Source organism: Synechococcus sp. W60.1 (genome assembly GCF_047461575.1).
Lineage (GTDB): Bacteria > Cyanobacteriota > Cyanobacteriia > Thermostichales > Thermostichaceae > Thermostichus.
In genome coordinates this window covers 102,111-118,268 of record NZ_JANSHL010000004.1, presented here as the reverse complement: position 1 = coordinate 118,268, position 16,158 = coordinate 102,111, and the positions used below count along the sequence as shown (strand labels likewise).

The following is a 16,158-nucleotide window of genomic DNA, read 5'->3' as shown; positions in this document are numbered from 1 at the left end:
TTCGAGAGCCACCAAACAAGCTTTACGGCTGTAGGCATTACAATTTAGCCTATGCCGGTAAAGACTTGTAAATTGCTTTCATTATAGAGGCGGATAGCCGGATCTCATCAAGTCTGGGAGAACGACTGTTTTTCGAGGAGTTGGGTTTGGGCCGCTACACCCTTGGAGTGAAGGCCAGGGCTTGGGATCCGATATCCTGAGAAGGCGATGTAACCCATGTGCGAGGAATCTAATCTATGGCTGGCGAGATCTTCACCACTGCTGGACTCTGCATTGTGCTGACCCTGGTGGGTGTGGCGCTTGGATATGGGATCCTAAGGGTGACCCAAGGGGGGGCAGAGTAAAGCTGTCGAGGATTTCTCCCGGGCCCGGTATCGGGCCTTGTTACAGCTCCATGTCAATTCCATGTCAATTGGCCACCTGGATATGAGGTGGGTGGCGGAAAGATGATAAACTCATGAAGATTTGTATCGTTGGCGCTGGGGCGGTGGGAAGTCACTTGGCCATATGCCTGGCTCGGTCTGGCTTTCCCGTCAGTGTCGTGGCCCGTGGAGCTCACCTGCAGGCCATTCGCACCCAAGGTCTGAAGCTCATCCGGCAGGGGGATCCCTCCCAAACCTGGGTAGAGCGGTTGACAGCCACCGACGATCCGGCTGCCCTGGGCCCACAGGACTGGCTGATAGTGACGGTCAAGGCCCACAGCTTGCCGCAGCTTGCCCCTCGACTGGGATCCCTGTGTGGCCCCGACACCCCCATTGTGATTGCCCAGAATGGTATCCCCTGGTGGTACTTTTACCGGCATGGGGGCGAGTTTGAGGGGCATTCCCTGACTTCCGTGGATCCAGAAGGGGTTATCGCTGCCCATCTGCCGATAGAGCGGGTGATTGGCTGTGTGGTGTATATCGCCGTGCAGTTGGCAGAGCCAGGAGTGGTCTTGCACACAGGGGGTGGGCGCTACATTCTGGGGGAGCCGGATGGATCCCTGTCAGGACGGCTGCAGTCCTTGGCCGCCATCTTTGAACAGGCGCAGCTTTCCACCACCCTCACCTCGCAGATTCGGGCCGAGATCTGGCAGAAACTGTGGGGCAACGCTGCCTTCAATCCCATCAGCGCCCTCACCCGAGCTGCTCAAGATGAAATTGCCCAATACCCACCCACCCGTGCTTTGGTTCGGTCGGTGATGCAGGAAGTTGAGGCTGTGGCCCAAGCTCTAGGGATCCGGCTGCCGGTCTCTTTGGAAGAGCGGCTAGAAGATGCAGCCCGCGTGGGATCCCATCGCACCTCGATGCTGCAGGATGTTGAGCTGGGGCGACGGACGGAGATCGAGGCCATTGTGGGATCCATCACCGAGCTGGGGCGTTTAGTGGGCGTGCCCACTCCCCATTTGGATACCCTGTACGCTTGTGTCAAGCTGCTGGAGCGCTCTCTTTAGGCTCTTGCAGGGAGCGGTAGGGTCGCTACCGAACAGCAGAGAAACGATTCGTTTGCTGGATCCCAGGCTCCCCCCTGGGGAAGTGGCTCGAACTCCTAGAATGGCTGTAGCCTCGAACTGACGAGGAAGCTGAAGGTGGCTGTCCATTTTTCTCCGACTCAACCCAACTGAAATCACAGCATTTGAATTAGCAAATGATGCTTGAAAACTCCATCGTGCTCATCACCGGAGCCAGTAGCGGCATTGGGGCCGCTTGTGCCACCCTTTTTGCCCGTTCTGGAGCCCGCCTGATTCTGGTGGCCCGCCGTCAGGATCGGCTGCAGGAACTGGCTGGGGAATTGCAGCAGGCTTACGGCACTCCTTCCTACCTGCTGGCTTTGGATGTGCGGGATGGGGCAGCCGTGCAGCAGGCGCTTCAATCTTTGCCCTCGCCGTGGGCCAACATCGACATCTTGGTCAACAATGCCGGTTTAAGTCGTGGCTTGGACAAGCTCCACATGGGGGCCTTGCAAGACTGGGAAGAGATGATCGATACCAACCTCAAGGGTCTGCTCTATGTTACCCGCGCCGTTTTGCCCGGCATGGTGGAGCGAGGTCGAGGCCATGTGGTGAACATCGGCTCCATTGCCGGTCGGCAGACCTACCCAGGTGGCGCTGTGTATTGCGCTTCTAAGGCCGCCGTGCGGGCCATCTCTGAGGGGCTGAAGCTGGATTTACTGGGCACCCCCATTCGCGTCACCGAGATTCAGCCGGGCCTGGTGGAAACCGAGTTCAGCCAAGTGCGCTTCCGTGGGGATCGCGCCCGCGCGGCAGCAGTGTATCAGGGCCTCACCCCCTTGACGGCGATGGATGTAGCTGAAGTGGTGGTGTTTGCGGCAACCCGTCCCCCCCACGTGAACATCAGCGAGATCTTGCTTGTGCCCACCGACCAAGCCAGTACCACCCTCGTACATCGTCGATAAGAGGCCGGCAACCGGGCTTTCGCCTCCACTCTTGCTTCCCTGAGCGACAATGGCAGCAAAGGTGGTGGGAACATGGGACTGGAAGCCGGGATCCTGATCGGGTTGGGAATCGGTTTGCTTTGCACGTTGCTCCTGCTGTGGCAGACTCGGCGCCGTTTCAGACGCGAATTGCAGCGGTTGGGATCCCTGGTGCATCTGGCCATGCCCCTCCACTCCCTGGAACAGATGCTCAGCTTGCTCAGCCGTTATCTTCGCCAACAAGATCTGGATTGGGCCAACCAAAAACAGCAACTGCAAAACTGGCAATACCTGAGTCAGCGGCTCCCTTGGGGATATCTGCGGGTAGACGAAAACAACGTGGTGCTGGAGTGCAATCCTGCCGCCCAGCGTCTGCTGCGCATCAGCCAATGGCAGCCGGGCATCAAGCTCTTGCTGGAATGGGTGCGCTCCTATGAGTTGGATCAGCTCATCGAGGCTACCCGCCGACAGGAGACCGCTGCTCCTGTCCAAAGTCGCGAATGGATTTTCTACCCTTCCGGTGGGGATGGCAAACCGATTCCGCTGCGGGCTTGGGGGCTGCTGCTGCCGCAAGCGCACGTGGCCATTTTTTTGGAAGACCGGCTGGAAGCAAAAATGCTGGCCCAACAGCGGGATCGCTGGGCTTCGGATGTGGCTCACGAGCTGAAAACCCCCCTCACCTCCATTCGCTTGCTGGCCGAAACTTTACAAAGCCGGGTCGATGCCGCTCAGGCAGTCTGGGTAGAACGATTGCTGAATGAGACTCTGCGCCTGAGCCGTTTGGTTCAAGACTTGCTCGAACTCAGTGCCCTCAATCTGGGAGCCGCATCCCGCTCTCAGTGGCGCTGGGTGGATCTGGCAAGTTTGGTGCGCGAGGCCTGGCAAAGTTTGGAGCCGTTGGCCAAACCCCGCCACCAGGAACTGCACCTGAGGGGATCGTCCCAGATCTATCTCTGGGGGGATGAGCAACGCCTATACCGCCTCGTTCTCAATCTCTTGGACAACGCCGTCAAGTATGGCAAGCCCGACTCTCCTATCCACGTGGTGCTTTCGGAGCAGGGATCCCAGGTGCGGCTAGAGGTGTACGACCACGGCCCCGGCCTGCCAGAGGATCAATTTGAGTTGGTCTTCCAGCCCTTTTACCGCACCGACACTGCGCGGGCCCGCAGCAAAGGCGGAACTGGCCTAGGGCTGGCAATTGTGCGACAAATTGTCGAAGTTCACGGGGGCACCATCCAACTGCGCAATCACCCGCAAACCGGTGGGCTGTGGGTTCAGGTGGAACTGCCCCGGAAGCACCTGGATCCCTTGTGAAACCCGCCCGAAGACGCTCGCGTCAGTGGCCCGCAGCCAGAATCTGGACGAGAATCGCCTAAGATTTCCTTTCTTCAGGGCTGTCCATCTCAGGGGTGATCCCCTAGAATTGGGGTAGGTAATCCTTACAGTTCATCTTAAGCAGGCATTCGGAATGGGCACCGACTATCATTCCGCGGACTTGTTGTCCGAACGGGAACTGCAAGTCATCGAGTTGATTGCGGCAGGACTGACCAATCAGGACATTGCGGAACGCTTAGAGATCAGCAAGCGCACCGTTGACAATCACATCAGCAACATTTTGAGCAAGACCCGAACGGCAAATCGGGTTGCCTTAGTACGCTGGGCCTTGCAGTGGGGAAAGATTTGCCTGGATCAGGTAAACTGCTGCACTTTGGTCGATGACAAAATTGCTTAGTCCTATCCTGTTTTGCCGGTCAAGTCCTCGCCCCAGAGTTTTGCATAGAGGACTCTTTTACTTTTTGCAGTGATTGCATAATCCGGAAGTTACTTGGGTTGTCTTGAGTTATACCCTGGGCTACGTTGATCGGGCTGTCATTCGTGAGCACTCCCAAAATGAAGCGCTACGCTGTTCGCTACGATTCTATGCCCCTGATGGTTTATCGGGAATTGGCTGCCCATTTGGCTTGTGTTTCAGGGGTGAAAACGGAGCTGGAGTGGAAAAAAAACTCCACCTTTCGCTACCAAGACAGCCAAATAGAGGCATTGCATATTCATCAAGAACCCGATGCCGACATAGAACAAATTAAGCGTATTCTTGACCACTATGGAGCGTGGCAGTATAGCCCCTTAGAAGACTAGCTCTCTCTGCAACCCAAAAGGGATCCCTAGGGATAGGGATCCCCGGATGATTCCTCTGCAAGGTCTGGGAAAAACCAGTTCAGCGAGCAGCTTGGCCTTGGGCAGGCAGGTGCAGCTTACGAGCCAGGCCCAATCTCGCCAACAGCCAAATGGCCCAGTAGGTCATGTCGATCTCCCACCAACGTAAACCGGCCTTAACGCACTTCGGGTCGGCATGATGGTTGTTGTGCCAGCCTTCACCATAGGTTAGAATGGCCGCCCACCAAAGGTTACGGGCATTGTCGTTGCTCTCGAAAGTCCGGTAACCCCAGAAGTGGCTGGCCGAGTTGATCAACCAGGTACAATGCAGCAGCAGCACTGTCCGCACAAAGATACCGTACACGACGAATGACCAGCCCCCCAGCAGGTAGAGTATTGCAGCCAACGGCAGTTGCAAAAGCAGAGCATACCTATCCAGCCAGCGGTAGAAGGGATCCCGAGCCAAGTCGGGCGCAAAGGCAAAATACTTCTCAGGGTTAAAAAATTCTTCGCGGTGGTAGATCAGCCAGAGCACATGGCTCCACCAAAAGCCCTTACGAGCAGAATAGGGATCCTTCTCCTCGTCTTCGGTGAAGGCGTGGTGCTGACGATGGCCGCCCACCCAAAAGATCGGCCCCCCTTGAACGGCTAGGGCACCGAGAGTCGTGAAGACATATTCCAGCCACTTGGGCACCTGGAAACTACGATGGCTGAGCAGGCGGTGGTACCCCAAGCAGATGCCTAAGCTACCGAAACACCAGTGGAGAAACAGGGCTACCCCCAGAGCAGGCCAGGAGAAGAAGAAAATGCCTCCCACCAGGGCCACCACGTGAAAGATGGCAAAGAAGAGCACATGTTCCCAAGCAAACCGAAAGGACTCTTGGGGCTCGGGCCGATTGAGCGGAGCGGGATGATTCAGCGATTGGCGAGAAAAAGAAGTGGTCATGAACCCACAAAACCTCAGAAGAAGAAGTAGACTAGACTGACTAGGAAAGAGCCAAAACACAAAGCCCAAGCTAAGGCCGCCGGATAACAGCGGCCCAACGTGAAAACGGAGTCAAACCCCTGAAGACACCGCCATAGCCAGCGGTGACTTGCTATGTGCTCCGCTGTGATGAACTTGGCTACACAGGAAGAAGAGGAGCAGAGGCAACGCTGCCGACATCCTCTCGCTTGACATTAAGCCTAGCGGTATTCCACCGTAAATGCAAGCGTCACTTGCAGCCCGCCGCAATTCTTCAGGTTTTCTCCTCACTATGGCACGTCCTTCTTCTCGGCAAAGGCTGCTGAATGCGGCTCGGGAGCTGTTCGTTCGTCAGGGCATCACCCAAACCACCACCCGTCAAATTGCGGATTTGGCCGGAGTGAATGAGGTCACCCTGTTTCGGCACTTCGGCACCAAGCAGGGGCTACTCCTGGCCGTATTTGGGGAGTTGGGGGTTTTTTCCGGCATTGCCGATCTGCCTCTGAAGGCGGATCCCGCCCCCTCTCAAGGTTCTGGGTTGCAAGCCATTCTCCTGCGCTATGTCCACACCTGTTTTCGGGCTTTGGCCGATAATCCTGAACTGGTGCGCTCCCTGGTCGGGGAGGCTGGCCTTTATTCTGAGGAACATCGTCGCGCCTTGCGGATGGGTTTTTCTCAGGCCCAAGAACAGCTGACAGAGTATTTGCGGCGATTTCCCAACTCTGAGTTGCAATCTGTCGAGCCAGATCGCCTTTATGCAGCCGTTGGGGTTTTGCATGTAATGATTTTGGGAGCAGCAATGTTGGCGGTAACTGCCGAGTTGCCTTCCGTTGGCGCCGACGGAACCGAGCCCTCTGTTGAGGGGCAGCTATCGGATGAAAAATCTAAAAAATCAGAGAAAGGCGCCGAAACCGCCAGGATCCCCCCCCTTCTGCAAGCCTGCGTGGAGCTGTGGATGGCAGGCGTGACCCAACAGAGACCAGATAGAAAAGAGAGGAGGTTGTAAGCCGGGTTCTGTAGTGCAGAGTTGCACTGGCGATCATCTATCTGGGAGTGATGTTACCATCACCCTCTAGCGGCTCACCACCATCGAGAGCACCCTTCCCCACTTTGGGTACCGTGACCTCGATGCAACCGACAGGGGCGAAGAACAGCCATAGTCCTGCGGCTGCGGCCTTGCTTTCCACCGGGGTTTACCGAGCCAACGCCTCACGACGTTGCTGGTGGGCTCTTACCCCACCTTTGCACCCTTACCTGTGCTGGGATCCCAGCCATCGGCGGTATGTTTCTGTGGCACTATCCTCGCGGTTACCCGCACTGGGAGTTTCCCCAGCGGTGTGTTCTTCTGAAAGCCCGGACTTTCCTCATCCCGCTGTCTGGTGGCGACAGCAAGGACGCGATCGCCTGCCCCTCCTCTCTCTTCAGCTCGATCCTACTGCATCTCCCAAACCTAGAAAATCCCGGAAATCGGTACAAACTCCACGTGATCGGGAATGTTGGGGGCCAGGTGTAAGATTTGCCGGTTCAAATCCATCACCACAGCCGCCACGCTTTCGGTGCGATCCCAGACGGGCAGATGGGGATCCGGATAGCGGCAGATGCAGTGGGGGGCATTCGTCCGGTCCTGTAGGATTTTTTGAAGAGCGACCGCGTCTAGGGTTCCCGTTTGAGCACTCTGGCGAAGCAAATGATAGGCCCGTTCTAGCCTTGTGGAGGATCCTATATGGGGGGGCAGCTCATCTTCTCGCAAGGCCGGATCCAGGAAATGATTGGTGTGGGCGAGGATCCCTCCTTGAGGGAGATGCAGGCCAATTCCTCGTGGACTGATTTCAAAGCTGATTGCACTAGCGGGCTGTAGGCCTACCGCCTGTCCTGCGGTACCCGCAACGCTGACACAAGAGGAGGCGGTGTAGGGGTAGGATCCCACCCTCTCTACAGCCTGCTGCCACTCCTCGCACTCCAACAATAAGCGCAACAGCAGATGCACCGGCATTCCCTCGGTTTGCCCATCTAGGGTAGAGCGCAAGAGGTTGAGGGCTACGGCCAACCCTGCTCGGTTGAGGCCGATTTTGGCCAGGATCCCAGCTTCGGTCAGGGTGAGGTAGGCAGGGTGGGTATCGGAGTGAACGCGCAACAGCACACAGGCCCTGCGCTGCTCCCCAAGCCAATCCCAGGTTTGGGCCAGATAGGTGTGGTGGGTGGAGGTAACCTGGGGCAAGGCCGCTAGGGTAGTACATTCTCCCCCATCTGACTTGGCTGGGTTTGGATCGATGAGTTTCTCCATTGCCTTGCATTCATGAGCAGGATCCGCTGAGTGCTGGGGTACTCCGTTTTGGAGATTGTGTTCCAGAGCAGCGGCGCAGTCGGGATGGGATCCCCTGGGAACCGATCTGGATAAAATCTCGGTGCGCAAATTGAGGGCCAGAATCTCGGCAAAACGGAAGCCACTCCCCGCGGCAATGCCTTGGATTTCTTCCAGCAGGTGGGGCACGTGGCGCTCTAGCCAGGGCAGGGATCCCTCTGCTTGGGTCTGGGCCTGCTGCCAGGTGAGACCACAGCGGTAGGCAAATTGGCGGGCGTAACTAGCAATGCTGTGGCGAATGAGTTGGGCCGCCTGGGATCCATACTGTTGGCCTCGTTGTTGGGGATCCCCCTGCAGATGAAGAATGGGGAACATGGTGCTGGTTTGCCCGTGACCTCAATAGGTGGGCAGGGAGGGATCCACCTCACAGGCCCAAGCGTGAATGCCGCCGCTGATGTTATAAACCTGAGTGAACCCGTTGGCCTGTAGCCACCGGCTCATCTGAGCAGAGCGGATGCCATGATGGCAGAGCACAAAAGTTGGCTGATTCGGATCCAGCTCTGTGAGGATCCGTTCCCTCCATTCCTCGTACCGGCTCAAGGGGTAGTTGCGAAAGCCCAGGGCATTTAAATTCACCAGCTCCAGCTCTGCCGGTTCCCGCACATCGATCAATTGCAGAGGCCCAGCCTCGGGATCCCGTAGGTGTTGGGCCATCTGTTGCGGCGTAATGGAACGGATGGAAGAGGACATCGCCAACTCTGGTCTACAGGGATCCCTTTTCAAGATACACCGGCTCAGCGGCTGCCCTGAGACTGCCCGCAAAGGTTAAGATGTCACCCTGATTTGGGCTTAGCCTGGGTATGGCTGTGCAGCGCTTTTTGATCGACACGGATACGGCGGGAGATGATGTTACCTCGCTGCTCTTTGGGCTGCTCTGGCCCAACAGCATCCTACAGGGCTGCCCGCCGGGGTGAGTTTCATTCGAGATCCCTTTGCGGAAGTGCCCAAACCCGCCGATTATGCCAGCATCTGCAGCGGAGATACCCGTCCGCTGTTCTTTATCGGTGTGGATGCTAACCAAAACTACCTGGGGGATACCGATAACAACCCTGCCACCCTCAACCACGGTCTCACCTCGATGCTGAAGCGGGTGGATATGGCCACCTATGAAGTGATTCGCAGCGTGGTGGAAGGCAACTTTAAGGCAACTTTGTCGGCGGCATTCAAACCTTTGGCCTGGAGAACGAGGGTGTGGGCTATGCCCTGGATGAATACAACCAAGCCTTGCTCTCAGCGGATTTGGTGGCTGCTGTGGAAGCGGTGAAGCAAGACATCCTCGCCGGAACCCTCGAAGTACCTGAAGAGCGCTAGATTTTTGAGATTTTTGTTGCCGATTGATTGCGGATCCCTGGCGAAGCCTTGACTAAACAGAGGATCCATCAGAGGATGCTTTTGCTGAGGGCATTGGATCGCAACTTGGCCACCTGCACTTTGACCTCGTGGCAGTTGTTTGTTGCTCTTGTTTGTTGCTGTAACAACCTTAACCGCTAAGCGCTTGTAAGGAGCTTTCCACCTATGCTTGGCCAAGTATCCAAGTCTGGTTGGGGGATCTGTTCAGCCTTGCTGCCTCTGTTGGCGGGGGTTGCCCTCGGCTGTGGGGGTGGCGGCGGCAGTTCTCCACCTCTTCCTCCGCCAGGTGGCGGGCCCGTCATCCTGAGAGTGGATCCGGCCAGTGGCCCCTTTACCAAACTGGCAGACGCAGTTGCAGAGGCGCAGCGACTTCAGACTGCCACAGCCGGCCTGGAGGTGCTGATCGAGATTTTGGGGACGGGCAGGGAAACTTTGCAAAGCAACCTGGCCCTGGATGGCGGCGATGGCACCAACGGCGGTCGCATTCGCATCACCAGCTCCACCGCCTATGAGATCCTGACCGGGCTCTTTGACGTGATTGTAGCCAGCCAAACCAGCCTGCAGGGGGTAGATGTGGTGCTGGGGGGTGGACGGGTGCAGGTGAACAACGGCACTTTTCAGCCGCGCAAGGTCACCCTCAACGACCCTCGCTCCAACATCTTGGTCAACGGCAATACCGCGGTTCTGGAGGGCGACTTGGGCCAGTTAGCCCAGATCTTGTGCCGGCAATTTTTGGATCCCTGTGTGCAGATCTCCGGAAACAGTCGAGTCAGCGGCATTTCGTCAATCGTTAGCAAAACAGGCGGGGTGGGCATAGGCACAACACCAGGAAGTAACCCAACCCTCGAGAACAACACGATTCTCTTACAAGCTTTAGGGACTTTGGCTGTTCGCTACAGCGACAACTCCGGCGGGATCTTCCGCAACAACCAAATCGAAGGGGATCCACCCACGGCTGGAGCCGGCTTGGTACTGCAGGCGCGGCAAGCAGGTACGAGTGGCACTACCGGGATTCAGCTGGATGGGGCAGGCTCAATTCCATCCATTCAATCCAACCGGATCGGCGTGGGCAGGATAGCCGGCAGTGTCGGCATTCGTATTTTGCAGGGAACCCAGGCCCGCACCATTTCCGGGAATACGTTCCTAGCTCGGGGCGAGGGCGTAGGAGTGGCAATTCAGGCGGCCCCCGGCACCCCAGATGCGGTAGTCGCAGCCTACCTGGCTGGCAATACTTTCCAAGGAAACTTTGCTCAGAGGGTCACTGGGGAACCTGCGCCCACGCCAACTCCTACCCTGAGGCCACCACCAACTCCTGCACCGACACCCTCTCCCACCCCCACTCCTACACCGACACCCTCTCCCACCCCCACACCTCCAGTATTGGGCACCGGCCCCATTCAAGTTACCTTGAGTTGGAACACCATCGATGACCTTGACCTGTATGTTACGGATCCCAAGCAGCAGACGGTGTTTTTCAACAATCCTGCCATTCCTTCTGGGGGGCGGTTGGATGTGGATGCCAATCGCGATTGTGTTGGAGCGACCACAAGCCCTGTCGAAAATGTCTTCTGGATCTCCACTCCTCCCACAGGGCTATACATTATCGATGTGAGATTGTTTCGACGCTGTTCCCAAGTAACTGCTCCCATTCCCTTTACCGTAACGGTTCGCAAGAGCGGAAACGTCGCGCAGACTTTTAGCGGCTTGGCCACATCCCCTGGCTTGGCGGGTAGGTTTACGTTTTCCTTCCCCTGAAGTTAGCCAAGGCTGGCAGCCATCTGCCCTGCCGACGTATGGCCATTTTGGTTCAGACTAGGACACCACACCTATACTCATACTCAGATCTTTGATTGCAGATCGCAGGGTTCAGAAGACCTTATTTCTGCGCCCCAGGCATCTCCTTCCCACTAAGGACAGCTCCAACTTCGCGGCCTCGACGCTTTTTCTGGCCATCACCTTGCGGCAGCGGGCGATGCTGGAAGGCAGTCCCACAAGTTCAAACAGTCACATCCCCTGGGAAAGGGGCTAGGGGTGGCGGACAGCGGCGCGGAGCGCTTTGCGTCAGCATGAGTGCGGGAGTATGTCACGCTATTCCGCAGCAGCCTTGGCTGCTTTCGCTTCGGCTTCCTTAGCAGCTTTGGCCGCTCTCATTTCCGCCAGAATCTCCTCCGGTCGTTTGCCAGCCCGCTGGGATCCAGCAGGCAAGTCGTGGGGATCGATCACCCCTTTGGGCAGATAGGCAAACTCCCGCAGTGGGGTCACCATTGGGTCCTCAGTTACCTTGGAGGGCAAACGGCCCATCGCCACCTGATGGTAGTTGAGGTCGTGGCGGTCGTAGGTGGCTAGCTCATAATCCTCAGTTACCGAGAGGCAGTTGGTGGGGCAAAACTCCACACAATTGGCACAGAAAATGCACACCCCAAAATCAATGCTGTAGCTGTAAAGCTCTTTTTTCTTCAGCTCTGGGTTGTAGGCCCAATCCACCACTGGCAGGTCAATTGGGCAAACCCGAACGCAGATCTCGCAGGCAATACACTTATCAAACTCGAAGTGGATGCGTCCCCGAAAGCGCTCAGAGGGGATCAGCTTTTCGAAGGGGTATTGCACAGTTACTGGGCGCCGACCCATGTGGTCGAAAACCACCCCCATTCCCTGGCCAATGTATTTGGCAGCTCGGAAGGCATCGCCCACATATTCTTTGACACGCTTGAGAAACGTCATGACCTATGTTCTCCCTCTCTTGCCTCTTTACTTCTCATTCAACCCCCAAAAAAGGTGGGGAAGGCGAGCTTTAGGGCTGCCGTCAGCAGCAAGTTAACAAAGGATACGGGCAGCAAAAACTTCCACCCCAAGTCCAGCAGTTGGTCAATGCGCACCCGTGGCAAGGTCCAGCGCAGCAGGATGGCCAAGAAGATGAAGATAAAAGCTTTGACCATCGTCATGACAATGCCTAAGGCCGCCGCGCCGATCTGCAAGAAAGGGTTATCCAAAGGAATCCCGGCAAGTGCAGCAATCGTTTCCACCGGCACCACAAACGACCAACCCCCCAAGTACAGCACTGCCGCAATCAGAGAAGCCAGCAGCAAGTTGGCGTAGGATCCCAGATAAAAGAGGGCAAACTTCATGCCGGAGTACTCCGTTTGGTAACCGGCTACCAGCTCTTCTTCTGCTTCCGGCAAGTCGAACGGGATCCGCTCCGTTTCCGCCAGAGCCGAGATCAGGAAAATGACAAAGCCAATGGGCTGCCGCCAGACGTTCCAGCTCAGAATGCCTAGGCCGCTCTGCTGCTCCACGATCCCCACCGTGTCCAGACCGTTGCTCATCAGCACCACGGCCAACACTGACAGGGCCAGCGGCAGTTCGTAGCTGATCGATTGAGCTGCCGCGCGTAGCCCACCCAGCAAGGAGTACTTGTTATTGGAACCGTAGCCCGACATCAACAAACCGATGGGTTGCACGCTGGAGGTGGCGATCAGGAAGAACACGCCAATGGCAATGTTGGAGATCAATAGGTTCTGGCCAAAGGGAACCACCAGGTAGCACAAAAAGACGGGCAGGAAAACCAATATCGGCCCCAGCGTAAACAAGACTGGGTCGGCCAAGATGGGCAGAACATCTTCTTTGGTCAGCAGCTTGATGCCATCGGCAATCGGGATCAGCACCCCCTGAGGGCCGGCCATGTTGGGGCCAATCCGCTGTTGGGCTGCTGCCGAGATCTTGCGCTCCAGCCAAGTCATGACCATCACCCCCAAGGTGGCGGCGATGATCAGCAGCAACATCGGCAGGGGCATCCAGAGGGCATGGGCTGCGCCTGCTCCCAAGCCTAGGTTCTGTAGCGCAGTCTCGAAGCCAAGCTGTAGATCGATACCGGCGTTTGTCATGGGGGTGAGTAGCTCCCTAGAGATGGCGGGTTGGGTAGGGTTTGGGATCCCTGTAGCTAAGTTTTCCCGTTGGGATCCGATTGGGGGGGACGGTTGCGGCGGCGTAGCTCCTGCTGGATGATGGCCTGAAGGCGAGCATCAGATAGCTCTTCCGCGCGGCGGCGCCTTTCCTCTTGGTACTTAGCCCATTGCTTGGGGCCAATAATCGCAGCAATGACAGACACAATCAACAGCGGCAGAACCAAGATCGCCCAGGCCATTGCCTTTGTCCTCGCTTTCCGTAAGTATCTTAGCGATCCACCTCGCCCATGATGATGTCAATGCTGCCGAGGATGGCGATCATGTCGGCTACCTTCATGCCGCGAATCAACTGAGGCAGTACCTGCAAATTGACAAAGCCGGGGGGACGGATCTTCCAGCGCCACGGGCAAACGTTGTCGTCACCAACAATGTAAATGCCCAGCTCTCCTTTGGCGCTCTCCACCCGCACGTAGGCTTCCCCTTTGGGGATCTTGAAATTGGCGGAAGGCTTTTTGCTGATGAACTGGTAGTCCCCTTTGTTCCACTCCGACTTCGGCCCCTCCAGCATCCGCTTGGCTTCTAGGTTTTCAAAGGGGCCGCCCGGCAGAGCCTTCACCGCTTGCTGCACGATCTTGCAGGACTCCCGCATCTCTTTCATGCGCACCCGATAGCGGGCCAGGCAATCCCCTTCGGGATAAACGGCCACCTCCCAGTCGAAGTCGTCGTAGCATTCGTAGTGATCCACTTTGCGCAGATCCCAGTTGACGCCACAGGCCCGCAGCATGGGGCCGGACAGCCCCCAATTGATGGCATCCTGCTTGGAGATGGTGCCCACCCCTTCCAGCCGTCGGCGGAAGATGGGGTTGTCGGTCACCAGCCGTTCGTACTCATCCACTTTGGGCAGGAAATACTCACAAAAGTCTAGGCATTTTTCCGTCCAGCCGTAGGGCAAATCCACTGCTACGCCGCCTACCCGGAAATAGTTGTTGTTGATCAGGCGCATGCCGGTGACGGCTTCAAACAGGTCTAGAATCCACTCCCGCTCCCGCATGGCGTAGAGGAAGGGGGTTTGGGCGCCCAAGTCCGCCAAGAAAGGGCCAAACCAAAGTAGGTGATTGGTGATGCGGGTTAGCTCCAGCATGATCACCCGCAGGTAGCTAGCCCGCTTAGGCACGCTGATCCCGGCCAGCTTCTCGACGGCGTTGACGGTGATGGCCTCGTTGAACATGCCAGCCCCATAGTCCCAGCGGGAGACGTAGGGCAAGTATTGCACCACGGTGCGGTTTTCGGCAATTTTTTCCATGCCGCGGTGCAGATAGCCAATCACGGGCTCACAGTCGACAATGTTTTCGCCATCGAGGGTGACCAGCAGGCGCAAGACCCCATGCATGGAAGGGTGGTGCGGCCCAAAGTTGAGCAGCATCCGATCGGTACGGGTCTCGATCATGGGCATGGGCATAGCCGCCGCCTCCGCAACTGAAGAATGTTTATAGTCTGCAACATTTGCAGTATAGCGGTTTTCTTCTGCCTTCTCGGGATCCCATGCCATCAAGGATCCCAATCCTCGATATTGAAAATCTCCAGGGGAACTCAACTAGAGTGAGAGAAAAAGGAGGGAGACCGATGGCTGTATCCCGTTCACCCGCGAATGGCCCATCCCGGAGAGAGCAGCAACATCCGCAGTATGCCACCGACCGGGCTGTGCTCGATGAGCTGATGGTGCAGGCCCAGGAGAGGCCCCTCTCGGATTGGGTACTGGCGGAAGTTGCCCGTTTGCGCATCCGTTACCACGGCTTCCCCGGCGCCTGGGATCTGCAGCGGGATTTGGATCAGATCTTGGAACAGTGGGGCCTGAGCGAAGAAGAGCTGTTCGCCCGGACTCGCCAGATCCATGCCCGCGGCCAGGTGTACGACCGCAGCTTTAGCACGCGAGACGACTGGGCCTAGTGGAGGGTTTGGGTCGGGATCCCTTACCCCCCTGAGAGAGGGGAGTTTGCCGGTTGTTCATGAGACGTGAAGTTGCTCGGCAAAGATGGGATCCAAAGGCACATCCAGGGCGGCAATCACCTTAGTCCAGAAGTTCATAAAGCCAATCCAAGCCGATAGCTCCACCAGATCTTCATCTGACCAAATGGCTTTTAGCTGGGCAAAGAAGCTATCGGTGACCACCATGCTGGGCACGGTCATCCGCTCGGCGTACTCGATGGCCAGCTTCTCCGCTTCGGTGTAGAGGGTGCTGGTGCGGGCCTGGGCCACCGCCGCAATTTTGGCAGGGGAGGCGCCGTACTTTTGCGCCTGCAGGGTGTGGTAGGGCAGGCAGTAGTGGCGGCAGCCGTTGATTTGGGCAATGCGGATGCTGACCAGCTCCTTCAGCTCTTCAGGCAAGTTGGGGTTTTGGGTGTGCAGCGCCCCGTACAGGTTCATCACGGCTCGCATCAGTTGGGGCTTGTGGGCCATCACCTGCAGGGGGTTGAGGGCGGTGCCGTAGGTTTTCTCCAGGCTTTCGTAAACCTTTTGCAGTTGCTTGTCGGCTTTCTCTGGGGTAACAGGAGGGATCCGCATGGACAGTCTGTAAAATTGCAGCATTCTCGACTTTAGCGCGTCTGGGGGATCCACCCAAGCCTGAGGGGCGCTTCACGGTCTGGGGGAGGGATCCCTTCTCCGCCTGAAACCAGGCACCTGCCTCCCTTCTTACTTGTCAAGGGTCAAGGATTGCCCAAGGATTGCTCAACGGCTTCCACCTGCTGCTGGGTGGCGGTAGCCCCTTGGTTGAGGGTTTGCTGGATCTGTTCCCGAGATTGGTAAATCTGCAGCGGCCCACCTTGAGGGATCCCCTGCTGGGCAGCTTCCGGGCTGGCTTGCTCTGGTCTCGGCTCCGAACTCAGCGGGTTGCGATAGAGGCGGTTAACCAGCAAAAATCCCACCAGCACCACAGCAGTTGCCACCAAAAGCCGAACCATACTCGGATCCCTTGCAAGCATCTGGTTCTAGAATGCCCAAAAAGAGGAGCAGGT

At 57.2% G+C, this 16,158-nt stretch carries 19 protein-coding genes, 1 other RNA gene and 1 pseudogene; 10 read left to right on the top strand and 11 right to left on the bottom strand.

Features of this window, described 5'->3' with window-relative positions:
- Positions 1-236 precede the first annotated feature (236 nt).
- From NW805_RS06080 to NW805_RS06055, 6 genes are all read left to right on the top strand, one after another.
- On the top strand, positions 237-344 hold the full coding sequence (locus NW805_RS06080) for a PetM family cytochrome b6-f complex subunit 7 (protein ID WP_011432492.1): 108 nt from the start codon (positions 237-239) through the stop codon (positions 342-344).
- A gap of 113 nt (positions 345-457) precedes the next feature.
- Complete coding sequence (locus NW805_RS06075; protein WP_414421968.1) at positions 458-1,432, top strand: ketopantoate reductase family protein; 975 nt, start codon at positions 458-460, stop codon at positions 1,430-1,432.
- Between the two features lie 194 nt (positions 1,433-1,626).
- Entirely contained in the window at positions 1,627-2,394 is a 768-nt protein-coding gene (locus tag NW805_RS06070; RefSeq protein WP_011432494.1) for an SDR family oxidoreductase, read from the top strand.
- A 72-nt stretch (positions 2,395-2,466) separates the two neighbouring features.
- Complete coding sequence (locus NW805_RS06065) at positions 2,467-3,726, top strand: sensor histidine kinase (protein WP_414421967.1); 1,260 nt, start codon at positions 2,467-2,469, stop codon at positions 3,724-3,726.
- Between the two features lie 154 nt (positions 3,727-3,880).
- Positions 3,881-4,144 carry a helix-turn-helix domain-containing protein gene (locus tag NW805_RS06060; RefSeq protein ID WP_011432496.1) on the top strand — a complete coding sequence of 88 codons (264 nt, stop codon included), beginning with the start codon at positions 3,881-3,883 and terminating at the stop codon, positions 4,142-4,144.
- Between the two features lie 143 nt (positions 4,145-4,287).
- The gene (locus NW805_RS06055; RefSeq protein ID WP_414421966.1) at positions 4,288-4,548 is read left to right on the top strand and encodes a hypothetical protein; all 261 of its coding nucleotides are present in this window, start codon (positions 4,288-4,290) and stop codon (positions 4,546-4,548) included.
- 79 nt (positions 4,549-4,627) lie between these two features.
- On the opposite strand, the gene NW805_RS06050 is transcribed toward NW805_RS06055, so the two are convergent.
- On the bottom strand, positions 4,628-5,512 hold the full coding sequence (locus NW805_RS06050) for an acyl-CoA desaturase (RefSeq protein WP_414421965.1): 885 nt from the start codon (positions 5,510-5,512) through the stop codon (positions 4,628-4,630).
- A gap of 259 nt (positions 5,513-5,771) precedes the next feature.
- Between NW805_RS06050 and NW805_RS06045 the strand changes: the two are divergent.
- Positions 5,772-5,930: pseudogene (locus NW805_RS06045) on the top strand (TetR family transcriptional regulator); the annotation flags it as partial.
- Between the two features lie 45 nt (positions 5,931-5,975).
- Here the strand turns inward: NW805_RS06045 and NW805_RS06040 are convergent.
- The 4 genes from NW805_RS06040 to NW805_RS06025 form a co-directional block, all read right to left on the bottom strand.
- Positions 5,976-6,308: a hypothetical protein gene (locus NW805_RS06040; RefSeq protein ID WP_414421964.1), complete on the bottom strand. Its 333-nt coding sequence runs from the start codon at positions 6,306-6,308 to the stop codon at positions 5,976-5,978.
- A gap of 209 nt (positions 6,309-6,517) precedes the next feature.
- Positions 6,518-6,948, bottom strand: an RNA gene (rnpB, locus tag NW805_RS06035) — RNase P RNA component class A.
- A 32-nt stretch (positions 6,949-6,980) separates the two neighbouring features.
- Positions 6,981-8,207: a C45 family autoproteolytic acyltransferase/hydolase gene (locus NW805_RS06030; RefSeq protein WP_414421963.1), complete on the bottom strand. Its 1,227-nt coding sequence runs from the start codon at positions 8,205-8,207 to the stop codon at positions 6,981-6,983.
- A 21-nt stretch (positions 8,208-8,228) separates the two neighbouring features.
- Positions 8,229-8,582 carry a rhodanese-like domain-containing protein gene (locus NW805_RS06025; RefSeq protein WP_414357937.1) on the bottom strand — a complete coding sequence of 118 codons (354 nt, stop codon included), beginning with the start codon at positions 8,580-8,582 and terminating at the stop codon, positions 8,229-8,231.
- Positions 8,583-8,802: 220 nt separating this feature from the next.
- Between NW805_RS06025 and NW805_RS06020 the strand changes: the two genes are divergently transcribed.
- Together NW805_RS06020 and NW805_RS06015 are read left to right on the top strand one after the other, a co-directional pair.
- Positions 8,803-9,156, top strand: coding sequence for a hypothetical protein (locus tag NW805_RS06020; RefSeq protein WP_049749562.1), 354 nt, complete (start codon positions 8,803-8,805; stop codon positions 9,154-9,156).
- Between the two features lie 296 nt (positions 9,157-9,452).
- On the top strand, positions 9,453-10,997 hold the full coding sequence (locus NW805_RS06015) for a right-handed parallel beta-helix repeat-containing protein (protein ID WP_414421962.1): 1,545 nt from the start codon (positions 9,453-9,455) through the stop codon (positions 10,995-10,997).
- Positions 10,998-11,330: 333 nt separating this feature from the next.
- Here NW805_RS06015 and ndhI read toward each other — a convergent pair whose 3' ends face one another.
- The 4 genes from ndhI to NW805_RS05995 are packed head-to-tail and all read right to left on the bottom strand — an operon-like array spanning position 11,331 to position 14,597.
- Positions 11,331-11,963, bottom strand: a complete 633-nt coding sequence (ndhI, locus tag NW805_RS06010) for an NAD(P)H-quinone oxidoreductase subunit I (protein WP_011432505.1) — start codon at positions 11,961-11,963, stop codon at positions 11,331-11,333.
- Positions 11,964-12,001: 38 nt separating this feature from the next.
- Positions 12,002-13,123: an NADH-quinone oxidoreductase subunit NuoH gene (nuoH, locus tag NW805_RS06005; protein ID WP_414331864.1), complete on the bottom strand. Its 1,122-nt coding sequence runs from the start codon at positions 13,121-13,123 to the stop codon at positions 12,002-12,004.
- 56 nt (positions 13,124-13,179) lie between these two features.
- A complete protein-coding gene (locus NW805_RS06000) occupies positions 13,180-13,383 on the bottom strand; it encodes a hypothetical protein (protein ID WP_414331866.1) in 204 nt (67 codons plus the stop codon).
- Positions 13,384-13,412: 29 nt separating this feature from the next.
- Positions 13,413-14,597, bottom strand: coding sequence for an NAD(P)H-quinone oxidoreductase subunit H (locus tag NW805_RS05995; RefSeq protein WP_414421998.1), 1,185 nt, complete (start codon positions 14,595-14,597; stop codon positions 13,413-13,415).
- A 170-nt stretch (positions 14,598-14,767) separates the two neighbouring features.
- Here NW805_RS05995 and NW805_RS05990 point away from each other — a divergent pair, with 170 nt between their 5' ends.
- Positions 14,768-15,091 (top strand): DUF3288 family protein, encoded by a 324-nt coding sequence (locus NW805_RS05990; RefSeq protein WP_414421961.1) that lies wholly within the window; start codon positions 14,768-14,770, stop codon positions 15,089-15,091.
- Between the two features lie 57 nt (positions 15,092-15,148).
- Here NW805_RS05990 and NW805_RS05985 read toward each other — a convergent pair whose 3' ends face one another.
- The gene (locus NW805_RS05985; RefSeq protein WP_414331869.1) at positions 15,149-15,706 is read right to left on the bottom strand and encodes a carboxymuconolactone decarboxylase family protein; all 558 of its coding nucleotides are present in this window, start codon (positions 15,704-15,706) and stop codon (positions 15,149-15,151) included.
- Between the two features lie 143 nt (positions 15,707-15,849).
- Positions 15,850-16,104, bottom strand: coding sequence for a hypothetical protein (locus NW805_RS05980; RefSeq protein WP_041436298.1), 255 nt, complete (start codon positions 16,102-16,104; stop codon positions 15,850-15,852).
- Positions 16,105-16,158: the final 54 nt, after the last annotated feature.

Excerpts from the sequence above, each read along its gene's own strand:
- NW805_RS06075 (WP_414421968.1), top strand. The coding sequence starts at position 458 with ATGAAGATTTGTATCGTTGGCGCTGGGGCGGTGGGAAGTCACTTGGCC.
- NW805_RS06030 (WP_414421963.1), bottom strand. The coding sequence starts at position 8,207 with ATGTTCCCCATTCTTCATCTGCAGGGGGATCCCCAACAACGAGGCCAA.
- ndhI (WP_011432505.1), bottom strand. The coding sequence starts at position 11,963 with ATGACGTTTCTCAAGCGTGTCAAAGAATATGTGGGCGATGCCTTCCGA.
- NW805_RS05990 (WP_414421961.1), top strand. The coding sequence starts at position 14,768 with ATGGCTGTATCCCGTTCACCCGCGAATGGCCCATCCCGGAGAGAGCAG.
- NW805_RS05980 (WP_041436298.1), bottom strand. The coding sequence starts at position 16,104 with ATGGTTCGGCTTTTGGTGGCAACTGCTGTGGTGCTGGTGGGATTTTTG.
- NW805_RS05995 (WP_414421998.1), bottom strand. The coding sequence starts at position 14,597 with ATGCCCATGATCGAGACCCGTACCGATCGGATGCTGCTCAACTTTGGG.
- NW805_RS05985 (WP_414331869.1), bottom strand. The coding sequence starts at position 15,706 with ATGCGGATCCCTCCTGTTACCCCAGAGAAAGCCGACAAGCAACTGCAA.
- NW805_RS06025 (WP_414357937.1), bottom strand. The coding sequence starts at position 8,582 with ATGTCCTCTTCCATCCGTTCCATTACGCCGCAACAGATGGCCCAACAC.
- NW805_RS06080 (WP_011432492.1), top strand. The coding sequence starts at position 237 with ATGGCTGGCGAGATCTTCACCACTGCTGGACTCTGCATTGTGCTGACC.
- NW805_RS06050 (WP_414421965.1), bottom strand. The coding sequence starts at position 5,512 with ATGACCACTTCTTTTTCTCGCCAATCGCTGAATCATCCCGCTCCGCTC.
- NW805_RS06070 (WP_011432494.1), top strand. The coding sequence starts at position 1,627 with ATGATGCTTGAAAACTCCATCGTGCTCATCACCGGAGCCAGTAGCGGC.
- NW805_RS06040 (WP_414421964.1), bottom strand. The coding sequence starts at position 6,308 with ATGCAAAACCCCAACGGCTGCATAAAGGCGATCTGGCTCGACAGATTG.
- nuoH (WP_414331864.1), bottom strand. The coding sequence starts at position 13,123 with ATGACAAACGCCGGTATCGATCTACAGCTTGGCTTCGAGACTGCGCTA.
- NW805_RS06065 (WP_414421967.1), top strand. The coding sequence starts at position 2,467 with ATGGGACTGGAAGCCGGGATCCTGATCGGGTTGGGAATCGGTTTGCTT.
- NW805_RS06060 (WP_011432496.1), top strand. The coding sequence starts at position 3,881 with ATGGGCACCGACTATCATTCCGCGGACTTGTTGTCCGAACGGGAACTG.
- NW805_RS06000 (WP_414331866.1), bottom strand. The coding sequence starts at position 13,383 with ATGGCCTGGGCGATCTTGGTTCTGCCGCTGTTGATTGTGTCTGTCATT.